Below are 22,520 nucleotides of genomic sequence, written 5' to 3' on the forward strand. Positions count from 1 at the left end.
AATCAGCCTTCCTTCTCAATGGTTTCCAGCACCTTGCGCAACAGCGGGCCGTATTCGTATTTGCCCGGGCAGACGAAGCTGCACAAAGCGAGGTCTTCTTCGTCCAATTCCAAGCAACCCAGTGCCTGAGCGCTGTCGGTATCGCCGACGATTAAATCGCGCAAGAGCAGGGTAGGCAGGATATCCAATGGCATCACGCGCTCGTAAGTACCGATGGGAACCATGGCGCGGTCGTCGCCGTTGACGGCTGTGTTGAACTTGAAGAGTTTGTTTTTCAGGAAATGACCGAGGGTTGTGCGCGTGATGGAATATTTGTCCGGCTGCGGCGCAACCCAGCCGAACAGCTCTTTGCTGCGGCCTTCTTCGATAACGGAAATCTGATTGTGGTAGCGGCCGAGGTAATCGTGTGCGCCTTGTGCAATCGCGCCGTTCAATACCGAGCCGGAAATCACGCGGTTGTCTGCTTCAACTAATTCGCCGGCGGTAATTTGCGATACTTTTGCACCCAAAACGGTACGCAAAAGGCGCGGTTTGTTGACTTGAGAGCCACCTAAGGCAATCACGCGCTCGGTGTTCAGACGGCCTGTGGTAAACAAACGTCCGATGGCAATCACGTCTTGATAATTGATGGTCCAAACGGTTTTATTCGCGCCGACTGGCTCGATGAAATGAATGTGCGTACCGCTCAAACCGGCAGGATGCGGGCCGCTAAATTCATGTGTTTCAATATTGGCGGCGTTTTCAGACGGTACGTCTGCACCGGCAGCTTTGCACACATGAATTTTACGCTCAGTCAGGCGACTCAATACCAACAGGCCGTGTTTGAAGTCTTCGGCGGCTTCTTTGATGATGACCGTAGGATCGGCAGCCAGCGGATTGGTGTCCATCGCATTGACGAAGATGGCGAACGGCTCGGCATCGACGGCAGGAATTTTGCTGAACGGACGGGTGCGCAGCGCAGTCCACAAACCGGATTGAATCAGGTTGCGGCGCACCTCTTCGTTGCTCAATTTTGCCAACGCTTCAGGTGCGTAGCGTTCGAACTCGATTTCGTCGTTGCCTTCGACGGCAATCACGACTGACTGAAGTACGCGCTTTTCGCCACGGTGAATCGCGGCGATTTTGCCTGAAGCCGGCGCGGTAAATACTACGCCCGGATTCTTTTTGTCTTCAAACAGCACTTGGCCTTTTTTGACGGCTTCGCCTTCCTTGATTTTCATCGAGGGGCGCATGCCGACATATTCTTCGCCAAGCAACGCGACTTCGGTAATGGCCGGGCCGTCATAAATGACTTGCTCCGGTCTGCCCGCGATAGGCAGGTCTAAGCCTTTTTTTATCTTAATCATAAGGATGCGTTACTTTTTGGTGGGTTGAGATTCGGATGTCGGATTGTTTTTTCAGACGGCATGTAATGCTTTGAAACAAAGGACGGGCCGTCTGAAAAAAGCAGAGGTTTGCTATAAAAACAACGAATAAACGCAAACAACAAAGCTTTAGATTTTATCAGGTATAGGCTGCTTTATGTCAGTTTTACGCTTATTTTTACGGGAAAAGTGGGAAAAAAGTAGGAATATGTAATCGAGTGTTAAGGGGAATAATTTTTAACTGATTGATATTTAAACGCTATGTTTGATGATGTAGCTGAAAATAAAAGGCCGTCTGAAATTCAGACGGCCTCTAAGTTTAAAAGAGCTGCCAAACGAAGAAAATCATCGTATGCAGGGCAAACAGCGGTACCAATACAATCACCGACCATGCCATGTAGCCGAAGAAGGAAGGCATCGGTACGCCGCGTTGTTCGGCAATGGCTTTTACCATGAAGTTCGGCGCATTACCGATATAAGTGAGCGCGCCCATAAATACGGAACCCATGGATACTGCCAGCAGAGAATGGAACAGGTGGCCTGTCATCAAGGCTTGGGCATCGCCACCGGCCATATTGAAGAACACCAAATAAGTCGGCGCGTTATCCAAGAATGCCGACAACAAACCGCTCATCCAGAAATACATCACATTAATCGGGTTGCCTGCCGCGTCGTGAACCAGAGACACGACAGCGCCCAGTGCGCCTGCTTCACCGGCTTTCAAAATAGCCAAAACAGGCGAAATGGTAATGAAAATACCCAAAAACAGTTTGCCTACTTCGGCAATCGGCTCGAAGTTGAACTCATTGCCTGCGCGTACTTGTTTGGGCGTAATAATCCAAGATACGGCGGTCAGAGCCAGCAAAATACCATCGCGTGCTAAGTTTTGCAGTGCATAGTGGCTGCCCAAAATCTCGAAACCCGGATGATTCGGCTGCCACAGGCCGGAGAGCAAAACTGCGCCGACTACACCTGCCAGCAACAGGAAATTCCATTTGCCGTAAATTTTGACTTTCTCTTCGGTTTCGGTAGAAGCAGGGACAAGGTGTTCGCGTTGTTCACGATGAAAATGTCTGCTGTCGATGATGTAGAAAACAGTCAGCAAAACCACGGAACTGATCAACACAGGCATCAGCATATGTTTGACGGTCCACATGAAATCTACGCCTTTCAGGAAACCCAAAAACAACGGAGGATCGCCCAACGGCGTCAAGCCGCCGCCGATATTCGCTACCAAGAAAATGAAGAAAATCACGATGTGAACACGATAGTAGCGATTATGGTTGGCTTTTAAAAGCGGGCGAATCATCAACATCGCCGCGCCTGTCGTGCCCATGACGGATGACAAAGCCGTACCGACTGCCAACAGGGTGGTGTTTAATTTCGGCGAGCCATGCAAGTCGCCGCTGACAAAAATACCGCCCGAAATGGTATAGAGCGCCAAAAGCAGCAGGATAAACGGAATGTATTCTTCGACCAACGCATGGGCAACGGTATGTACGCCGGCGCTGAAACCAAAGGTTACGATAAACGGCGTCAGAAACAGCAGCGTCCAAAACGCGGTAATTTTGCCGAAGTGGTGGTGCCAAATACGGGAGAAAAACAGAGGTCCGAGTGCGATAGACAAGAGAATCAGGGCAAACGGCAGCCCCCAAAGCAGGCTGGCGGACGAGCCGTCAAAATCGGATGCCGCTGCCGGGAAGGCGGCAAGTAGCAGTAAAAACGAGAGGTAGCGCATAGTATTTCCTTTTTATTCTGTTGCGCCGTTAGGAACTTCGTTGAGAAAGCACGGCGGTGAAATATTCAGGCCGTCTGAAAATATCCAGACGAACTGCGCGGTTGTGTCAGGGGAAAGTATAACGCAAAGCAAGTGTTAAGGGACGGTTTAGAGTATTGGAATCAAAAGAAATGTTGATACAAATAAAGAAATAAAAGGGAGGGAAGTAGTCGAAAGTAGTAGAAAAGTGGTTTTGAAACAGGAGTTTGGGTTATTAATAATTGCTCTATCAGAAAAACAATTTAGATTAATTTTAGCTAAAATTTACATTTGATTGAATAAATGGAGGCCGTCTGAAAAATGAGGGTTGAATAGAGTGTTTTAGTTCTTACTGATTGTTTTGATGGATAAATTTAGTATGAAAATAAAGCAGGTGAGCAAAAATGCCCACCTGCTTTATTTTATGCCTCCGGCCGTAACCACATCCACACTGCCACGCAGCTGCAGAAGATTGATGATACGACACCAATCCACCAGCGTTCCGGAAATTGCCAAAACATAAACAGGCAAGAAAGGGCCATCATGCCGATAGCGAAGAACTTTGCCTTGCGAGGCACTGCGCCGTTGTTTTCCCAGTTTTGTATGATCGGGCCGAAATAGCTGTGATGATAGAGCCAATTGTGAAAACGCGGCGAAGCCTGTGCCCAGCAAGTAGCGGTCAATAAAATGAAAGGCGTAGTCGGCAGTAATGGCAGGAAAATGCCGATAACGCCCAAGACAAGCGACAATGCGCCGCAAAAAATCAATAGATGACGAACCATCTTCCATCACCAATTATTTGTTTTCAGACGGCTTGTGATGCGGAAATGGACAACGCGGAATGTCTAACTTATCCCAACCTTCATGTCCCATTTTTTCCAGCAACGCGATATTGCGGTCGAAAATTGCCGAGGCATCGGGAAATGCTTCAGCCGCTTTGGCAATACTGTCTTCACGGATCAGATGCAAGGTCGGGTAGGGCGAGCGGTTGGTGTAGTTGCTGATGTCGTCGGCTTCTGTGCCTTCAAATTGAAAATCAGGATGGAACGGCGCAATTTGGACAATGCCTTCCAATTCGTTTTCTACAACGGCATCATCGGCGATTTCCAACATTTGGTTGAAGGTTTCAAAGTCAGGGAACAGCGTTGGATGAACCAGTAAAGTGGTTTCCAATTCCGAAGCAGGCGTATTGCCCAAAAGCTGCAATTCACGATCCAAGTCTTCAAGGAAACCGTCCAAATGACGGGCTTCGCTGACAACGATGCGAACCAGATTTTTAACGTGCGGCGCTTTGGCAAACGGGCAGAGATTTAGGCCGATAACGGCTTTTTCCAGCCATTGTTTGGTATGTTCTGCAACAGTATGGGCGTCGAGATGGGCGGTGTCAGTCATGGTAAAAGCTTATGTGAATTATTCTTAAAAAGTATACAAGTGTATGGATGTGAACGCAAACCATAGAAATTTAAAAGGCCGTCTGAACAACAGACGGCCTTTATCAGTTTCAAATCATTAATCCTGAACCAAATGAACCAAAGGCAGAGCGGTCGTGTTTTTAATTTCTTTCAACACAAAACTCGATTGCGCATCTTGCACGCCGTGGTGAGAAAGCAGCGTATCCAAAACAAAATGGGAAAACGCGTTCATATCGGTAAAAAAGGCATGGAGCAGGTAGTCGGTTTCACCCGTTAACGCAAAGCAGCTCAATACTTCCGGCCAAGCGCGGACAGATTCGGAAAAATCCTCGCGCGCATCTTTTGCCTTACTAATCGATACACGGATAAAAGCCTGCAAACCCAAGCCCAAAGAAACAGGGGAAAGCTGGGCGGCGTATTTTTGAATAATGCCCGCATCTTCAAGCTGCTTGAGACGGCGCAGGCAGGGAGAAGGGGAAAGCGCCACCTTTTCAGAAAGCTCAACATTGCTCAACCGTCCATTTTCCTGCAAAACCTGCAGAATCTTTAAATCCGTTTTATCCAAGTTTAGATGAGGCATGATGGTTCTCCCAGTGTCGATAATATATGTTTTGAAAATGAAAAATGCTTAAAAATAAAGACTTGCATGGTTAAATTATATATTGAGTTCAGATGTGCGACAAATTGTCTTATAAAGGGTGTTGCGAATTTGTTTTATGTAGTTGTGAAAAGATGAAGGCCGTCTGAAAACGGATGTTTCAGACGGCCTTTCATTTATTCGCACTATATGGCATTAATCCCAAATATTTGCGCGTTCGACTTCTTTCCATGCGTCTAGAATCAGGCTGCCGTCGTTGTCTTTCAGCAAAGTAGCATCTGAGAGCATACGGCGCCAAGTGCGGGCATTTTTTAGGCCGTGCATTAAGCCTAGTGCGTGGCGGACGATGTGGCGCAGGATGGTGCCGCGTCCTGAAGCGATTTGTTCGCGGCTGTATGCGTATAGCCAAGCCGCTAAATCTGCGTATTGGATTGGTGCGTGTGCGTCGTTGTAAAACAGTGCATCCCAATCGCGCATCAGCATTGGATTGTGATAAGCCTCGCGCCCGATCATGACGCCATCGACAAATTTTAAGTGTTCGGCGATTTCTTCGTTGGTGGTAATACCGCCGTTAATCAAAATTTCTAAGTCTGGAAATTCTTGTTTCAAACGGTACACGTATTCATATTTGAGTTGCGGGACTTCGCGGTTTTCTTTCGGGGATAAACCGTCCAACCAGGCATTACGCGCATGGACGATAAATGTGCGGCAGGCTGTTTTTTCGCGTAATGTTCCCACAAAATCTGTTACGACTTGATATTCTGTCTGTCTGTCTACACCAATGCGGTGTTTGACCGTTACCGGAATTTCAACTGCATCCTGCATCGCATTCAAACAATCTGCCACCAAATCTACATCATTCATCAGGCAAGCGCCGAAAGCGCCTTTTTGAACGCGTGGGCTGGGGCAGCCGCAATTTAGGTTGACTTCATTATAGCCATACGCCTCAGCCGCTTTGGTGGCGATTGCCAAGTCATGCGGATCTGAACCGCCAAGCTGTAAAGCTACCGGCTGCTCGCCTTCGTTGAAACTTAAAAAGTGGTCTTTATCTCCATAAACCACCGCGCCTGAATTGACCATTTCGCTATAAAGCCAGGCATTGCGCGTAATTTGTCGCGCCATAAAGCGATAGTGTCTGTCTGTCCAATCGAGCATGGGGGCAACAGACAAGCGGCGTGAAGGTAGGGAAGAAGCAGACATTGAGATGGCTTTCAAACAAAATAATGCATTATATAGTGTATCAAATTGACTTTCGATATTAGCAGTAAATCAAAATGATATCTAAGGTGTTGTAGCTGAGGCTAAATCCATTCATGGTGGTGGAAATCCAATATTCAGACGGCCAAATAAGTTTTAAAATGTCAAACAACAAACCATTAGAATGATAAGGAAAAAACATGGCACAATTTTTCGCCATCCATCCCGATAATCCCCAAGACCGCCTCATCAAACAAGCCGCCGACATTGTCCGCAGTGGCGGCGTTATCGTTTATCCTACAGACTCCTGCTACGCGCTGGGTTGCAAACTCGGCGACAAAAATGCGATGGAGCGCATTCTCGCGATTCGTAAAATCGATCAAAAACACCATCTGACCCTGATGTGTGCCGATTTGAGCGAATTGGGTACTTATGCCAAAGTAGATAATGCCCAATTTCGCCAGCTCAAAGCAGCTACGCCCGGAAGCTACACCTTTATCCTGCAGGCAACCAAAGAAGTGCCCAATCGTACGCTTCATCCCAAGCGTAAAACCATCGGCCTGCGTGTTCCTGATAACGCCACCGCCTTGGCACTTTTGCAAGAATTGGGCGAACCTATTTTAAGTTGCACCCTCATGCTGCCCGAAGACGAAGAGCCGTTGACCGATCCATACGAAATTCGAGACCGTCTTGAGCATGCTGTCGATCTGGTTATCGATGGCGGCTGGTGCGGTACTGAACCGACGACGGTTATCGATATGACCGATGGCACCGAGCTGATTCGTCAAGGTAAGGGCGATATTGCCGTATTTGGTTTGTAAAACCATCCGCGTCTGTATAAGTAGGGATATGCGTATTCTTTCTATGATGTATTAAAAGCATATTGCCAATTTTATTGATAGCTCAAAAAACAAATTATTCAATTAAGCAATTGTTCAAAATCATTTCATCAAAGGCCGTCTGAAATCTTTCAGACGGCCTTTTCCATTTCTTAGAAAACAATTCATTTTAAATAAAATTCCAAGTAATTGGCACGTGGCTTGCATGATTACTGTGTTTGCTGATGGCTTGTCGACGGAATACAACATTACGCTTATTAATAAAAACATGACCGGAGAACTTTTGATAATTGGTTTTTTGGTTGAAAGCCGTAATTTTATTTAGAAATTAAAGATAATCGGTTGATATTTCTGACTAGCGGATATTTAGTAAGTATGAAATACTATTTCATTTCGAGATAGTGAAAGACCTAAATTTCGTCTTAAAGTGACAATAAACGTCAGCTCGAAGCAAGCATTTTGCAGGGAAATCCTCCGCAATAGATTTTTTAAAGTAGCGTCATGCTCACGCCTACGCTTTTATCCATCATAAAAAGAGAAAGACACACTAATGAATAAGATATTTAAAGTCGTTTGGAACCGTACGATTCAATCTTTCGTTGTAACGTCCGAATTGGCCAAAGGCCGTGTGAAATCGTCTGCGGAACAAAACAGTACAGATGTATCTGCCGAATCCGGTAAAAATGGTATTGCGACAGTTTTCAGATTGACAGTGATTTCGGCAGCTCTTTTGGGTGCAGGTAATTCGTATGCGGCAACTGCAGTACGAGGAAAAATTGAATTTGATGCTGTAACCAGTGCGACCGCGGTCAGCGGTGCAACAGCGACCGGTATTGGTGCTCTGTCAGTAGGAGCATCAGCCAATGCTACGGCTAACGGTGCAGTTGCGGTAGGTACGAGTGCAAATGCAACACATAATAATAGCCTTGCTGTTGGTACAAATGCCAAGGCTACTCAAACTCATGCTGTTGCGATGGGTGCAGATACAAGTGCAAGTAGTTCACATGCAACAGCGATAGGTAAAAGTGCCAATGCTGTTTCTGCAGATTCAACAGCATTGGGCGCAGATTCCAAAGCAAATGGTACGCAAGCGACAGCGGTAGGTAAGAATGCTCTTGCCAATAATACGGGTACAACGGCATTAGGCAATTCGGCACAAGCATTTGGTATAGGCTCTATTGCTTTAGGCCAATCCAGTGTTTCTCGAGGAAGTAATGGGGTTGCAATCGGTGTTGGTAGCGAGGCTTCTGCAAATGCAGAGAATGCCATTGCAATCGGTACGAATGCGGTAGGTAAGGTTACAGAATCTATCGCTGTAGGTAGCTCGGCACAGGCTCAAAGTGCAAACACTATTGCTATCGGTAGAGGCGCAGTTACAAATTCTCCTGGTATTGCTACAAAAATTCCAGGTAGAAAAGATGTGCCTGCAAGTGCCATTGCAATTGGTTTGGAAGCTAATGCAAGTAGCTGGGGCGCAATCTCAATCGGTCGTGAAGCTGGGCTAGAGATTCAGAATCCAACTAACACAACGGCTAATAATATTGCTATCGGTAATACTGCACGTGTAGGCGATAAAGCTGCAAAAAATAGTGTAAGTCAGTCTATTGCAATTGGTTCGGGTAATTACAGAGATATTGATACAGAAGGTAGACCTGAAGGTGCATGGGCACGCGGTGACCAATCTATTGCCATTGGTGGTAATGTTGTGGCTAATGGCAACTCATCTGTTGCTATTGGTGGTGACGATTTAGTGGCTGTAACAAATACTTCATATTCGGGTAACGCTTCTGACCAGTTTGTTTATTACAATGCAGACGGTAGTGTTAGAGAGCGTTATGCACTGACCGGCAAAAACTTAGGTACGATCTATACAAAGATGACTGGTGACGTCATTAGCGGCTATCCAACTACACTTGCCGGTCAAGGCTCAGTTGCCTTGGGTGTTCAAGCCAACGCTACTTCTGATTTATCTTTGGCTGTTGGTACAAGGTCTCAAGCCTCCTCATTTGGTGGTGTGGCTGTGGGTACAGGTGCAAAGGCAACTTTGCTGAACTCTGTAGCTTTGGGTACGGCTTCTAAAACCGATAAAGAAGGCCGGTCATACGTTCAACGTGAAATCATGGGTGTGACCTACACTTGGGCAGGCGGTGCAACTACCGATGCCGGTGATGTTGTGTCTGTTGGTTCTAGAGGTTATGAACGCCAAATCATCAATGTATCCCCTGGCGATATTTCCGCTACTTCCACTGATGCGATCAACGGCTCACAGCTTTATGGTGTCTTGAATGCAATTGAACGTGTCCGCTATTTCTCTGTTAAGTCAGAAGAAGGCAAAACTGACGGTACGAAAAACTGGAACAATGATGGTGCAAAAGCAACCAATTCGATTGCCATCGGACCGAATGCGGCAACAAGTACAGGTGCGACGGGCAGTGTTTCCTTGGGGCATAATGCTAACGTACTTGGTTCGTCTTCTGTTGCCGTTGGCCCAAATGCAACTGTAACTTCAGGAACTGTGGGTGCCGTGGCTTTAGGCTCTAATGCCAATTCTCGTGGAACAGGCTCTATTGCCATAGGTTTGAATACAGAAAATGATCGCAATTACTCTATAGTCGTCGGTGCACACAGTAGAGCCAACTACGAAAATGCAACCGTTGTCGGTGCAAGGGCAGCGGCACAAAATAACGGTACGGCAATGGGCTATTTGTCAAATGCAGTCGGTGATGATTCTGTTGCAATCGGTCATCAGGCGCAGACAACGCAAGCTTATTCTATCGCCATTGGTAAGCAGGCAAACAGTTCAGGCCTTTATTCCACCGCTATTGGTTCCTCAGCCCAAGCTGCCGGGCAGAATAGTTTTGCCGGTGGTAATAATGCAAAAGCGACTGGAAGCGATTCAGTTGCTTTGGGTAGTGGCGCGACGACTACGATCGGTAGCTCTGTTGCATTGGGTAATGGTGCTGTTGGTACCGCCAATAATTTTGATGCAACAGCTAAAAATGCGACATTCAAAAACGATAGCGGTGCGACGACCAATGTCAGCTATGCGGCTTCTTCATCTGCCAAAACAGGTGCGGTTTCTGTAGGCAGCGCAGGCAATGAACGCCAAATCCACAATGTCGCTGCAGGCCGTATTTCCGCCACTTCAACCGATGCAGTTAATGGTAGCCAGCTGTACACAGTTATGAACAATGTTGGACACAATATCCAACAAAACGGTACCGACAAATCCCGTATCAACAACAACGGTACAGTCAACTACGCTAATGGCAACTTGACGACCGTTGCAGTTACCGATGGCGAGAATGCATCAAAAGTCCAAATCAACGTCACTCAAGGCACATTGTCTGTCAATAATAATGGCACAGTGTCCGCACCGACTGCCGGTGTAGCGACTGCTGGTGATGTAGCCAATGCCATCAATAATGCCAAAACCACAACCAAGGTGGAGGCAGGCAATAACGCGCACGTTAATAAAACAACTTCAGGCAAAGAAACCACTTATACCGTCAGCGCAGATAAAGCAACGGTACAAGTTTCCAATGCTTTGAATTTGAACTCTAATACCACAACTGCAGCCGATGGTGCCGTCACAACTAATTACAGTATCGATCTCGCTCAAAGCACTAAAGATAACATCCAAAAAGGCGTAGACGCCAAAACCACCGTTGACAGCAAAGGCCTGACCTTCAACGGCGACAGCGGCAGCACCAATGTTGAAAAACTTGGCTCCACCGTGACCGTTGCCGGCGACGACAACATCACCACCGAAGCCCAAGACGATAAAGTAACCGTTAAGCTGAACAAAGACCTGATCGTAGACAGCGTCAAAGCCGGCGACACCACCGTTAACAACGACGGTGTGAAAGTCGGCGACGATGTCGCATTGACCCAAGACGGCGTTAAAGCGGGCGATGTCAAACTGACCAAAGACGGTTTGAACAACGCCGGTAACAAGATTACCAACGTAGCCGCCGGTACCGACGACACCGACGCCGTTAACTACGGTCAGCTGAAAGAGACCAATGCCAATGTGGCCAAAGGTCTGAACATTGCCGCCGATAACGGCAGCGACGACAACGTCCAACTGGGCGAAACCGTTGCCTACCGCAGCAGCGACCACAATATCGTCACCACCGTGTCCGACAACCAGATTGACTTCAAACTGGCCAAAGACATCACTGTTGACAGCGTTACCGCAGGCGACAGCAAACTGAATTCAGACGGCCTCACCATTACCGGTGGCCCGAGTGTGACCAAGTCAGGCATCAATGCCGCCGGCAACAAGATCACCAACGTAGCCGCCGGTACCGATGACACCGACGCCGTCAACTACAGCCAGCTGAAACAGCAAAGCGCCGCCGCCCGTACCGAAGTACGTGCCGGTACCAACATCAAAGACGTGGTTAAAACCGTCGATACCAACGGCCAAGACGTTTACACCGTCAACGCCAAAGGCACCACCGCGAGCGCCGGTTCCGACAAAGTGACCGTCACTGCTTCAGCAGCAGACGCGAACAACGTGACCGACTACAGCATCGACTTGGCGCAAGACACCAAAAACGACATCCAAAAAGGCGTGGACGCCAAAACCACCGTTGACACCAAAGGCCTGACCTTCAACGGCGACAGCGGCAGCACCAATATCGAAAAACTCGGCTCTACCGTGACCGTTGCCGGCGACGACAACATCACCACCGCAGCCCAAGGCGATAAAGTGACCGTTAAGCTGAAAAAAGACCTGGTAGTGAACAGCGTCAAAGCCGGCGACACCACCGTGAACAACGACGGTGTGAAAGTCGCAGGCGGTCCTAGCCTGACCAAGTCCGGTATCGATGCCGCAGGCAACAAAGTGACCAACGTGGCCGACGGCGACCTCAATGCCAACAGCAAAGACGCCGTCAACGGCAGCCAACTGTTTGCGACCAACCAAAACGTCGCCAACAACGCCGCCAATATCGCCAAAGGCATCAACTTCGGCGGTACCACCGGCAGCAACAACTACGCATTGGGCGACACCATCAATGTCAAAGGCGACAGCAACATCATCAGCGAAACCGTAGCCGGTGGTGCACAGCTGAAACTGGCCAAAGACATCACTGTTGACAGCGTTACCGCAGGCGACAGCAAACTGAATTCAGACGGCCTCACCATTACCGGTGGCCCGAGTGTGACCAAGTCAGGCATCAATGCCGCCGGCAACAAGATCACCAACGTAGCCGCCGGTACCGATGACACCGACGCCGTCAACTACAGCCAGCTGAAACAGCAAAGCGCCGCCGCCCGTACCGAAGTACGTGCCGGTACCAACATCAAAGACGTGGTTAAAACCGTCGATACCAACGGCCAAGACGTTTACACCGTCAACGCCAAAGGCACCACCGCGAGCGCCGGTTCCGACAAAGTGACCGTCACTGCTTCAGCAGCAGACGCGAACAACGTGACCGACTACAGCATCGACTTGGCGCAAGACACCAAAAACGACATCCAAAAAGGCGTGGACGCCAAAACCACCGTTGACACCAAAGGCCTGACCTTCAACGGCGACAGCGGCAGCACCAATATCGAAAAACTCGGCTCTACCGTGACCGTTGCCGGCGACGACAACATCACCACCGCAGCCCAAGGCGATAAAGTGACCGTTAAGCTGAAAAAAGACCTGGTAGTGAACAGCGTCAAAGCCGGCGACACCACCGTGAACAACGACGGTGTGAAAGTCGCAGGCGGTCCTAGCCTGACCAAGTCCGGTATCGATGCCGCCGGCAACAAAGTGACCAACGTAGCCGACGGCGACCTCAATGCCAACAGCAAAGACGCCGTCAACGGCAGCCAACTGTTTGCGACCAACCAAAACGTCGCCAACAACGCCGCCAATATCGCCAAAGGCATCAACTTCGGCGGTACCACCGGCAGCAACAACTACGCATTGGGCGACACCATCAATGTCAAAGGCGACAGCAACATCATCAGCGAAACCGTAGCCGGTGGTGCACAGCTGAAACTGGCCAAAGACATCACTGTTGACAGCGTTACCGCAGGCGACAGCAAACTGAATTCAGACGGCCTCACCATTACCGGTGGCCCGAGTGTGACCAAGTCAGGCATCAATGCCGCCGGCAACAAGATCACCAACGTAGCCGCCGGTACCGATGACACCGACGCCGTCAACTACAGCCAGCTGAAACAGCAAAGCGCCGCCGCCCGTACCGAAGTACGTGCCGGTACCAACATCAAAGACGTGGTTAAAACCGTCGATACCAACGGCCAAGACGTTTACACCGTCAACGCCAAAGGCACCACCGCGAGCGCCGGTTCCGACAAAGTGACCGTCACTGCTTCAGCAGCAGACGCGAACAACGTGACCGACTACAGCATCGACTTGGCTGATGGCACCAAAGACGACATCCAAAAAGGTGTGGACGCCAAAACCACCGTTGACAGCAAAGGCCTGACCTTCAACGGCGACAGCGGCAGCACCAATATCGAAAAACTCGGCTCTACCGTGACCGTTGCCGGCGACGACAACATCACCACCGCAGCCCAAGGCGATAAAGTGACCGTTAAGCTGAAAAAAGACCTGGTAGTGAACAGCGTCAAAGCCGGCGACACCACCGTGAACAACGACGGTGTGAAAGTCGCAGGCGGTCCTAGCCTGACCAAGTCCGGTATCGATGCCGCCGGCAACAAAGTGACCAACGTAGCCGACGGCGACCTCAATGCCAACAGCAAAGACGCCGTCAACGGCAGCCAACTGTTTGCGACCAACCAAAACGTCGCCAACAACGCCGCCAATATCGCCAAAGGCATCAACTTCGGCGGTACCACCGGCAGCAACAACTACGCATTGGGCGACACCATCAATGTCAAAGGCGACAGCAACATCATCAGCGAAACCGTAGCCGGTGGTGCACAGCTGAAACTGGCCGATGTGTTGAATGTCGGTCAAGCGGCTCCGGTGAAAATCGATGGCGACAAAGGCGAAGTCAGCGGCTTGAGCAATACGACTTTGGGTGGCAGCGATTTTGCCCAAGGCAAACGTGCGGCGACCGAAGAGCAGCTGAATGCGGCCCAAGATCAGTTGGTAAATGTATTGGGTGGCAATGCGGCTAATAACGGCGGCAACATCAGCATGACCGATATTGGCGGTACGGGTGAGAACAACATCCACGATGCGATCAAAGCCGTTAATGCAACTGCCAATCTGCCTTTGACTTTCGGCGGCGACAGCGGCAAAGACGTTGAACGCAAACCGGGTACGAAGCTGAATATTGTCGGCGGTCAAACCGATGTAGCCAAACTTTCAGACGGCAATATCGGCGTTGTAGCGAATGGCTCTGATAAGTTGGAAGTCAAATTGGCTAAAGACTTGGCAGTTGACAGCGTGAAAGCCGGCGATACCACAGTCAATACTGACGGCGTGAAAGTTGGCGATGTCAACCTGACTAAAGCCGGCTTGAACAACGGCGGCAACAAGATTACCAACGTTGCAGCCGGTACCGATGATACTGATGCGGTGAATGTTGCTCAGTTGAACAAAGCTGCGGCTGCGGCTAAGACTGAAGTCGTTCAAGGCGATAACATTGTTGTTACTCAGGATGTCGGCGCCAATGGCCAAACCATTTACAAAGTGGCGACCGATAAAAACCTGAAAGTTGACAGCGTTACCGCAGGCGACACTGTGATGAATAATGACGGTGTGAAAGTCGGCGATGATGTTGCCTTGAACAAAGACGGCTTGAAAGCAGGCGATGTGAACCTGACCAAAGCTGGCTTGAACAACGGCGGCAATAAGATTACCAACGTTGCAGCCGGTACGGATGACGCCGATGCAGTCAATGTTTCCCAACTGAAACAAGCTGCCGCTGCGTCTAAGACTGAAGTCGTTCAAGGTAAGAACATTGTTGTGACTCAGAAAACAGGCGACAAGGGTCAAACTGTTTACGAGGTGGCAACCGATAAAGACTTGGATGTTGACAGCGTGAAAGCTGGCGATACCGTAGTCAATACTGATGGTGTGAAAGTGGGTGACGATGTTGCATTGAATAAAGACGGCTTGAAAGCAGGCAAGGTAAACCTGACGAAAGACGGCTTGGATAATGCGGGCAACAAAGTAACCAACGTAGCGGATGGCGACCTCAATGCAAACAGCAAAGATGCCGTCAACGGCAGCCAGTTGCACGCAACCAACCAAAACGTTGCCAACAATGCTGCGACGATCGCCAAAGGTATTAACTTCGGCGGTACCACCGGCAGCAACAACTACGCGTTGGGTTCTACCATCAACGTCAAAGGCGACAGCAACATCATCAGCGAAACCGTTGCCGGTGGCGCTCAGCTGAAGTTGGCTGACGAGATCAGCGTGAAGACCGTGAATGCCGATACCTTCAAAGCAGGCGATACTGTGATGAATAAAGACGGCGTGAAAGTCGGCGATAAAGTTGCGTTGAACAAAGACGGTCTGACCGCAGGCAATACCGTGGTCAACAACGACGGCGTAACCATCGCTGCACCGACTGAAAACAATCCGAACAACCAAGTCAAATTGTCTCCTGTCGGTCTGAACAACGGCGGCCAACGCATTACCAACGTGGCTCCGGGTAAAGACGGTACAGACGCGGCAAACGTGAACCAGTTGATTGGTTTGGGTACCGAGTTGCAGAACAACATCAACCAAGTAGGTAAGAAAGCCTATGCGGGTGTGGCCGGTGCGATTGCCCAAGGCTCGATTCCGCAAGTAACCCGTCCGGGTGCGACCGGTATCGGTGTCGGCAGCGGCTACTACGGCGGTCAGTCTGCCATGGCCATCGGCGTGTCTGCGATGAGCGACGGCGGCAACTGGATTGTCAAAGGCAACTTCTCGGCCAATACCGACGGTCATGTCGGTGTCGGTGCCGGTGCGCTGTATCAGTGGTAAGTTGGCAATGACAGGCAACTAGATTTGCTGCCTGAATAGGGAGGCCGTCTGAAATTTTAGGTTTCAGACGGCCTTTTTTTTCTGAAAACACTTGAATTTAGGCTATCTGAAACGATATGCTTCATCTATTTACCGCATGACTCTGAAAGAGAAAAAATGAGCAAAACCGTCCATTATTTGAAAGACTACGCCGCGCCAGCGTACCGTATTCTGAAAACTGACCTGCATTTCGATATTTTAGAACCGCAAACCATCGTCAAATCCAGTCTGACCGTTCAACCTGAAAGAGCAGGGGAACCATTGGTATTGGATGGTTCGGCAAAACTGCTGTCTGTGAAAGTAAACGGCCGGGCCGTAGATTATGTGCTGGAAGACGAAAAACTGACGATTGCCGGCGTGCCGTCTGAAAACTTCACGTTGGAAGTGGAAACTGAAATACTGCCGACTGAAAACAAATCGCTGATGGGTCTGTATGCTTCCGGCGGCAACCTGTTCACCCAATGCGAACCGGAAGGTTTCCGCAAAATTACCTTCTACATCGACCGTCCGGATGTCATGTCTAAATTTACCACCACCATCGTTGCAGACAAAAAACGCTATCCGGTGTTGCTGTCTAACGGCAATAAAATCGATGGCGGCGAGTTTTCAGACGGCCGTCATTGGGTGAAATGGGAAGACCCGTTTGCCAAACCGAGCTACCTCTTTGCTTTGGTGGCAGGCGATTTGGCGGTAACTGAAGATTATTTTACGACCATGAGCGGCCGTAAGGTCAAAATCGAGTTCTACACCACTGAGACAGACAAACCTAAAGTCGGTTTTGCCGTGGAATCGTTGAAAAATGCGATGAAATGGGACGAAACACGCTTTGGTTTGGAATACGACTTGGATATTTTCATGGTCGTTGCCGTGGGTGATTTCAATATGGGCGCGATGGAAAACAAAGGTTTGAATATTTTCAACACCAAGTTTGTGCTGGCCAATAGCCGTACCGCGACCGATACTGACTTTGAAGGTATCGAATCTGTGGTCGGACACGAATATTTCCACAACTGGACGGGCAACCGCGTGACCTGCCGCGATTGGTTCCAATTGTCGCTGAAAGAAGGTTTGACCGTATTCCGAGATCAAGAGTTTTCCGGCGACCGAGCCAGCCGCGTGGTACGCCGTATCGACAATGTCCGTATGCTGCGCTTGTTCCAATTCCCTGAAGATGCAGGCCCGACTGCGCATCCTGTCCGCCCGGCCAGCTATGAAGAGATGAACAATTTCTACACCATGACTGTCTATGAAAAAGGTGCGGAAGTCGTGCGCATGTATCACACCTTGCTCGGAGAAGAGGGCTTCCAAAAAGGCATGAAGCTGTATTTCCAACGCCACGACGGTCAGGCGGTAACCTGCGATGATTTCCGTGCCGCAATGGCAGACGCAAACGGCATCAATCTTGATCAGTTCGCTTTGTGGTACAGCCAAGCCGGTACGCCGGTTTTAGATGCTCAAGGCCGTCTGAAAGATGGTGCGTTTGAATTAACCATCAAACAAACCATTCCAGCCACGCCCGATATGGCAGACAAACAGCCGATGATGATTCCGGTCAAAACCGGTTTGCTGAACGAAAAAGGCGAAGTGGTTGAGTTTGAATATCAAGGCAAACGTGTGAAAGAGGCGGTTTTGGTATTGACTGAAGCGGAGCAGACTTTTGTGTTGGGCGGCGTCAATGAGCCGGTTATCCCGTCTCTGCTGCGAGATTTCTCTGCACCGGTTACCCTGAACTATCCGTACAGCGAGCAAGAATTGGCGACTTTACTGGCGGCAGATGAAAATGAGTTTGCCCGTTGGGAAGCTGCTCAAACCTTGTACCATCGCGCCATTAACGCCAACCGTCAGGCATTGGCAGAAGGCCGTCCTCTGCCTGAACACAAAGCATTGATGGATGCTTTGGCTTTGGTGGTCTCCGGTGATTTCGACCCGGCATTCCGTGCTATTTTGCTGCAAATGCCGTCTGAGACCGATGTATGGGCGGAAGAAGAAAATATTGACCCGATTCAAGTTCATCAGGCGCGTGAAGCCTTGCTCAATGCCGTTGCCGTCAAGTTCCTGTCTCAATGGCGCGAGCTGAACCGTCAAGCTGCCGAGCAAGAAAATCAGGCTGATGCTGCTGTTCGTTATGAATACAGCCCGGAATTGGCCGGCTGGCGTACCTTGCGCAATGCTTGCAGGGCATTTATCCTTCGTGCTGACGCAGCGCATATCGAACACGTTGCGGAAAATTACGAGGCAATGGCGCAAAACATGACCCACGAATGGGGCATCTTATCCGCAATCAACAGCAATGAAAGCGAAATCCGCGATCGTTTGTTGACGCAATTTGCCGATAAATTCGCCGATGATGCCTTGGTAATGGATAAATACTTTGCCCTGATTGCTTCCAGCCGCCGTAAAGATACTTTACAGCAAGTTCAGACGGCCTTGAATCATCCTAAGTTCAGCATTGAAAACCCGAATAAAGCCCGTTCTTTGTTGATCAGCTTCAGCCGCAATATTCCGCATTTCCATGCAGAAGACGGCAGCGGCTACCGCTTTGTAGCCGATAAAGTGATGGAAATCGACCGCTTTAACCCGCAAGTTGCCGCCCGACTGGTGCAGGCTTTCAACATCTGCAACAAATTGGAAGCCAACCGCAAAGCCGTCATGACCAAAGAATTGCAACGCATCAATGCACAAGAAGGTTTGTCCAAGGATGTGGGCGAGATTGTCGGTAAGATTCTGAATGAAAAATAAAGCTTGTCTGTTGACCTTATTGTAATTTGGCAATAGGGATAGATAGACTAAAGGCCGTCTGAAACCGATTGGTTTCAGACGGCCTGGGGCCTTTGTAAAAATCCTCTTTTAGAAAAAGATATTATAGAATAAACGACTACTTTCCATATCCACTCTGTCTGCAAAAAACAACGTTTCCAATCAAAAATACGCCTAAAACAAGAGGAAAATTTGTTTTCTTAAGCCATAACCTTTATATTATGGTTATGGAATCGTTGAAACAGAACGATATCGTAATAAGAAGAACGAATCTCGCTTCTTCACACTTAAAAAAGGAAAACAGCAATGAAAAAATCCCTGATTGCCCTGACTCTGGCGGCTCTGCCTGTTGCAGCTATGGCTGACGTAACTCTGTACGGTCAAATTAAAGCCGGCGTTGAAGTATCCAAAGTGAAATTGGGTGAAAAAACTGCTGCTAAACTGGGTCACGAGAAAAGCTCTAAAACTGCTACTGAAATCGCTGACTTCGGTTCACGCATCGGCTTTAAAGGCCACGAACACTTGGGTAACAACCTGAATGCCATCTGGCAAGTTGAACAAGACACTTCTATTGCCGGTGGCGACAAAGAGTGGGCTTCTCGCGAATCTTTCATCGGTTTGGAAGGCGGCTTCGGTAAAATTCGTGCCGGTAAATTGAACTCTACTGTTAAAGACTCTAGCGACAACGTTGACCAATGGGAAAGCAGCAACGGTGCTTTGAACATGTCTGTATTCACTCGTGTTGACGAGCGTGCAGTATCTGTACGTTACGACAGCCCTGTATTTGCAGGCTTCAGCGCAAGCGTACAATACACTCCACGCGACAATGCTAACCCTAAAGATAAATACACTCACAACGACGCTACCCGTGACACTTACTATGCTGGCCTGAACTACGAAAACTCTGGTTTCTTCGGTCAATACGCCGGTGGTTTCCGTAAAAACTCTGTAGAGACTAAAAACGGTTATAAAGACGGTCACGTACAACGTTTGGTAGCTGGTTACGATGCTAACAACCTGTTCGTATCTGTAGCCGGCCAATACGCTAAAAACTGGGAAACTTTGGGTGACTATGCTCAAGCTCAGTCTAACGGCGTTGTAACTAAAGAAATGCGTGAAAGAACCACTCATCCAGTTAACGCTTCTAACGTAGTATTCGGTACTGATACTAAATTGGATGGCAAAGGTGTTGAAACTGTTGAAGTTGCTGCTACTGCCGCTTACCGCGCTGGTAACGTAACTCCTCGCGTTTCTTACGCTCACGGCTTCAAAGCTAAAGTTGACGGCGAAAAACTGAAAGGCACTCAATACGACCAAGTTATCGTTGGTGCTGACTACGACTTCTCTAAACGCACTACTGCTCTGGTTTCTGCCGGCTGGTTGCGTGGTGCTGAGTCTGGCCCTCACAAAGTTGAAACCATCTCTGGTTTGGTTGGCCTGCGTCACAAATTCTAATCTTCGGATTAGTATGAAAAAGAGCCTGTTTTATGCAGGCTCTTTTTTTATTCATATTCTTCATGCTACCTAAATGAAAAATTAATTTAACCATTGATATAGAAGAAGGTTGAGAATTTTACAAAATTCCTCTTTCCTGATAGCTAAAATCTAAATACAGGTTTTCGACTTTTCATACTAAATACTCCTTATAATCCTTATTTAGACACATGATAATCGGGCATCTTGGTCTCCGTTTAGGTGCGAACAGAGACCTTTACAAAATTCCCCAAAATCCCCTAAATTCCCATCAAGACATTTAGGGGATTTTCCATGAGCACCTTCTTCCAGCAAACCGCACAAGCCGAGACCTTTGCAAAATTCCTCAAAATCCCCTAAATTCCCATCAAGACATTTAGGGTATTTCCCATGAGCACCTTCTTCCGGCAAACCGCACAAGCCATGATTGCCAAACACATCGACCGCTTCCCACTATTGAAGTTGGATCAGGTGATTGATTGGCAACCGATCGAACAATACCTGAATCGTCAAAAAATCCGTTACCTCCGAGACCACCGCGGCCGTCCCGCCTATCCCCTGTTGTCCATGTTCAAAGCCGTCCTGCTCGGACAATGGCACAGCCTCTCCGATCCCGAACTCGAACACAGCCTCATCACCCGCATCGATTTCAACCTGTTTTGCCGTTTTGACGAACTGAGCATCCCCGATTACAGCACCTTATGCCGCTACCGCAACTGGCTGGCGCAAGACGACACCCTGTCCGAACTACTGGAACTGATCAACCGCCAACTGACCGAAAAAGGCCTAAAAATAGAGAAAGCATCCGCCGCCGTCGTTGATGCCACTATTATTCAGACCGCCGGCAGCAAACAGCGCCAGGCCATAGAAGTTGATGAAGAAGGACAAGTCAGCGGCCAAGCCACACCGAGTAAAGACAGCGATGCCCGTTGGATAAAGAAAAACGGTCTCTACAAACTTGGTTACAAACAACATACCCGTACCGATGAGGAAGGCTATATCGAGAAACTGCACATCACTCCCGCCAATGTCCATGAGTGCAACCATCTTTCCCCTTTGTTGGAGGGTATTGCCGAAGGCACGACCGTCTATGCCGACAAAGGCTACGACAGTAAGGAAAACCGGCAACATCTGAAAGAGCATCGGTTGTTAGACGGCATTATGCGTAAAGCCCACCGCAACCGTCCGCTGACGGAAGCACAAACCAAACGCAACCGATATTTGTCGAAGACCCGTTATGTGGTCGAACAAAGCTTCGGTACGCTGCACCGTAAATTCCGCTACGCCCGGGCAGCCTATTTCGGGCTGATCAAAGTGAGTGCGCAAAGCCATCTGAAGGCGATGTGTTTGAACCTGTTGAAAGCCGCCAACAGGCTAAGTGTGCCTGTTGCTGCCTGAAAGGCGGCCCGGATGCCTGATTATCGGGTATCTAGGGAGGATTAAGGGGGTGTTTGGGTAGAACCAGTGGGTACTTGGAACGAAAACAGCCGAAAATCTGTGTTGGTATTTCGGCTGTTGCGGGAAGGGCTTTTTTGCAAAGGTCTCAAACAGTCTTGCCGCCGAAACCATCATTACTTCTTCGGACAAGCAGTTCAGCATCAGAAAAGTCTGCAACCATAAAACCCAAGAATGCTCTTTCTTTGCAGGCAAAAAAGTCATCGAGAAAAATCTTCCCGAAGACAGGACAAGCCATGAATGGCTTGGCAATACTTTCGCATTAAGAACCAGCTTCGGGTCGTATGATTCCTACACCACCTTCGCCGACCGCACCCATAAGCCCCATACGCTTTCCTCCGTCATCGCCATCGACAGCAAAACGCAATGCGTCGTGACTGCAGATAATAAAGGCGTGTCTTTCTATTCGTTATTTCATGAAAAACCGGTCAAATTTATTGCCGCAAACGACAAAAAGTTCAGCTTCATCCGAGATGTTGCCACGCTGGAATCCGTTGTCGAAGCAGAATTCAAAGGCAAGAAAGTCCACATGACGTATATGAATAAAGTCGAACACGATGTCTCGGTCGTTTTAGACAATTCGTGTGTGAAATGATGTGCCTGGTTGGATGAACAAGGTTTCGAGTTTTTATGTAAAGGTCTTAAGTCTCTAAAAGGATCTTAGTAAGGAGAAAAAATTTCAGATTCTTATAATTTAGATTTGGATGATCTTATAA

At 48.8% G+C, this 22,520-nt stretch carries 12 protein-coding genes; 6 read left to right on the forward strand and 6 right to left on the reverse strand.

Going from position 1 to position 22,520, the window contains the following annotated elements; genetic code table 11:
- Nucleotides 1–2: 2 nt before the first annotated feature.
- The 6 genes from RRV97_RS00310 to dusA all read right to left on the reverse strand — a co-directional run bounded on the left by RRV97_RS00310 (nt 3) and on the right by dusA (nt 6,330).
- The gene (locus tag RRV97_RS00310) at nt 3–1,346 is read right to left on the reverse strand and encodes a Na(+)-translocating NADH-quinone reductase subunit A (RefSeq protein ID WP_315611615.1); all 1,344 of its coding nucleotides are present in this window, start codon (nt 1,344–1,346) and stop codon (nt 3–5) included.
- A 337-nt stretch (nt 1,347–1,683) separates the two neighbouring features.
- Nucleotides 1,684–3,102, reverse strand: a complete 1,419-nt coding sequence (locus RRV97_RS00315) for a sodium:proton antiporter (RefSeq protein WP_315611616.1) — start codon at nt 3,100–3,102, stop codon at nt 1,684–1,686.
- Nucleotides 3,103–3,542: 440 nt separating this feature from the next.
- On the reverse strand, nt 3,543–3,902 hold the full coding sequence (locus tag RRV97_RS00320; protein ID WP_315611617.1) for a YbaN family protein: 360 nt from the start codon (nt 3,900–3,902) through the stop codon (nt 3,543–3,545).
- A 13-nt stretch (nt 3,903–3,915) separates the two neighbouring features.
- Nucleotides 3,916–4,512, reverse strand: a complete 597-nt coding sequence (locus RRV97_RS00325) for a DUF1415 domain-containing protein (RefSeq protein ID WP_315611618.1) — start codon at nt 4,510–4,512, stop codon at nt 3,916–3,918.
- A gap of 117 nt (nt 4,513–4,629) precedes the next feature.
- Nucleotides 4,630–5,112 carry an Lrp/AsnC family transcriptional regulator gene (locus RRV97_RS00330; protein ID WP_003684427.1) on the reverse strand — a complete coding sequence of 161 codons (483 nt, stop codon included), beginning with the start codon at nt 5,110–5,112 and terminating at the stop codon, nt 4,630–4,632.
- Between the two features lie 213 nt (nt 5,113–5,325).
- Entirely contained in the window at nt 5,326–6,330 is a 1,005-nt protein-coding gene (dusA, locus tag RRV97_RS00335) for a tRNA dihydrouridine(20/20a) synthase DusA (protein WP_410505875.1), read from the reverse strand.
- A 197-nt stretch (nt 6,331–6,527) separates the two neighbouring features.
- Here dusA and RRV97_RS00340 point away from each other — a divergent pair, with 197 nt between their 5' ends.
- The 6 genes from RRV97_RS00340 (at nt 6,528) to RRV97_RS00365 (ending at nt 22,399) form a co-directional block, all read left to right on the forward strand.
- The gene (locus tag RRV97_RS00340; RefSeq protein WP_036491940.1) at nt 6,528–7,148 is read left to right on the forward strand and encodes an L-threonylcarbamoyladenylate synthase; all 621 of its coding nucleotides are present in this window, start codon (nt 6,528–6,530) and stop codon (nt 7,146–7,148) included.
- A 568-nt stretch (nt 7,149–7,716) separates the two neighbouring features.
- The gene (locus RRV97_RS00345; protein ID WP_315611619.1) at nt 7,717–16,080 is read left to right on the forward strand and encodes a YadA-like family protein; all 8,364 of its coding nucleotides are present in this window, start codon (nt 7,717–7,719) and stop codon (nt 16,078–16,080) included.
- A gap of 156 nt (nt 16,081–16,236) precedes the next feature.
- The gene (gene pepN / locus RRV97_RS00350) at nt 16,237–18,858 is read left to right on the forward strand and encodes an aminopeptidase N (protein WP_315611620.1); all 2,622 of its coding nucleotides are present in this window, start codon (nt 16,237–16,239) and stop codon (nt 18,856–18,858) included.
- Nucleotides 18,859–19,182: 324 nt separating this feature from the next.
- Nucleotides 19,183–20,331: a trimeric porin PorB gene (porB, locus tag RRV97_RS00355; protein WP_254346997.1), complete on the forward strand. Its 1,149-nt coding sequence runs from the start codon at nt 19,183–19,185 to the stop codon at nt 20,329–20,331.
- A 408-nt stretch (nt 20,332–20,739) separates the two neighbouring features.
- A complete protein-coding gene (locus tag RRV97_RS00360) occupies nt 20,740–21,747 on the forward strand; it encodes an IS5 family transposase (protein ID WP_315611621.1) in 1,008 nt (335 codons plus the stop codon).
- A gap of 430 nt (nt 21,748–22,177) precedes the next feature.
- Nucleotides 22,178–22,399 (forward strand): hypothetical protein, encoded by a 222-nt coding sequence (locus RRV97_RS00365; protein ID WP_315611622.1) that lies wholly within the window; start codon nt 22,178–22,180, stop codon nt 22,397–22,399.
- Nucleotides 22,400–22,520: the final 121 nt, after the last annotated feature.

Origin of the sequence: Neisseria sp. DTU_2021_1001991_1_SI_NGA_ILE_055 (genome assembly GCF_032342915.1) — a bacterium.
GTDB lineage: Bacteria > Pseudomonadota > Gammaproteobacteria > Burkholderiales > Neisseriaceae > Neisseria.

Bases quoted from the DNA above. Each gene is read 5' to 3' on its own strand.
- RRV97_RS00345 (WP_315611619.1), top strand. From the start codon at position 7,717: ATGAATAAGATATTTAAAGTCGTTTGGAACCGTACGATTCAATCTTTC.
- RRV97_RS00315 (WP_315611616.1), bottom strand. From the start codon at position 3,102: ATGCGCTACCTCTCGTTTTTACTGCTACTTGCCGCCTTCCCGGCAGCG.
- RRV97_RS00360 (WP_315611621.1), top strand. From the start codon at position 20,740: ATGAGCACCTTCTTCCGGCAAACCGCACAAGCCATGATTGCCAAACAC.
- pepN (WP_315611620.1), top strand. From the start codon at position 16,237: ATGAGCAAAACCGTCCATTATTTGAAAGACTACGCCGCGCCAGCGTAC.
- dusA (WP_410505875.1), bottom strand. From the start codon at position 6,330: ATGTCTGCTTCTTCCCTACCTTCACGCCGCTTGTCTGTTGCCCCCATG.
- RRV97_RS00310 (WP_315611615.1), bottom strand. From the start codon at position 1,346: ATGATTAAGATAAAAAAAGGCTTAGACCTGCCTATCGCGGGCAGACCG.
- porB (WP_254346997.1), top strand. From the start codon at position 19,183: ATGAAAAAATCCCTGATTGCCCTGACTCTGGCGGCTCTGCCTGTTGCA.
- RRV97_RS00320 (WP_315611617.1), bottom strand. From the start codon at position 3,902: ATGGTTCGTCATCTATTGATTTTTTGCGGCGCATTGTCGCTTGTCTTG.
- RRV97_RS00340 (WP_036491940.1), top strand. From the start codon at position 6,528: ATGGCACAATTTTTCGCCATCCATCCCGATAATCCCCAAGACCGCCTC.
- RRV97_RS00325 (WP_315611618.1), bottom strand. From the start codon at position 4,512: ATGACTGACACCGCCCATCTCGACGCCCATACTGTTGCAGAACATACC.
- RRV97_RS00330 (WP_003684427.1), bottom strand. From the start codon at position 5,112: ATGCCTCATCTAAACTTGGATAAAACGGATTTAAAGATTCTGCAGGTT.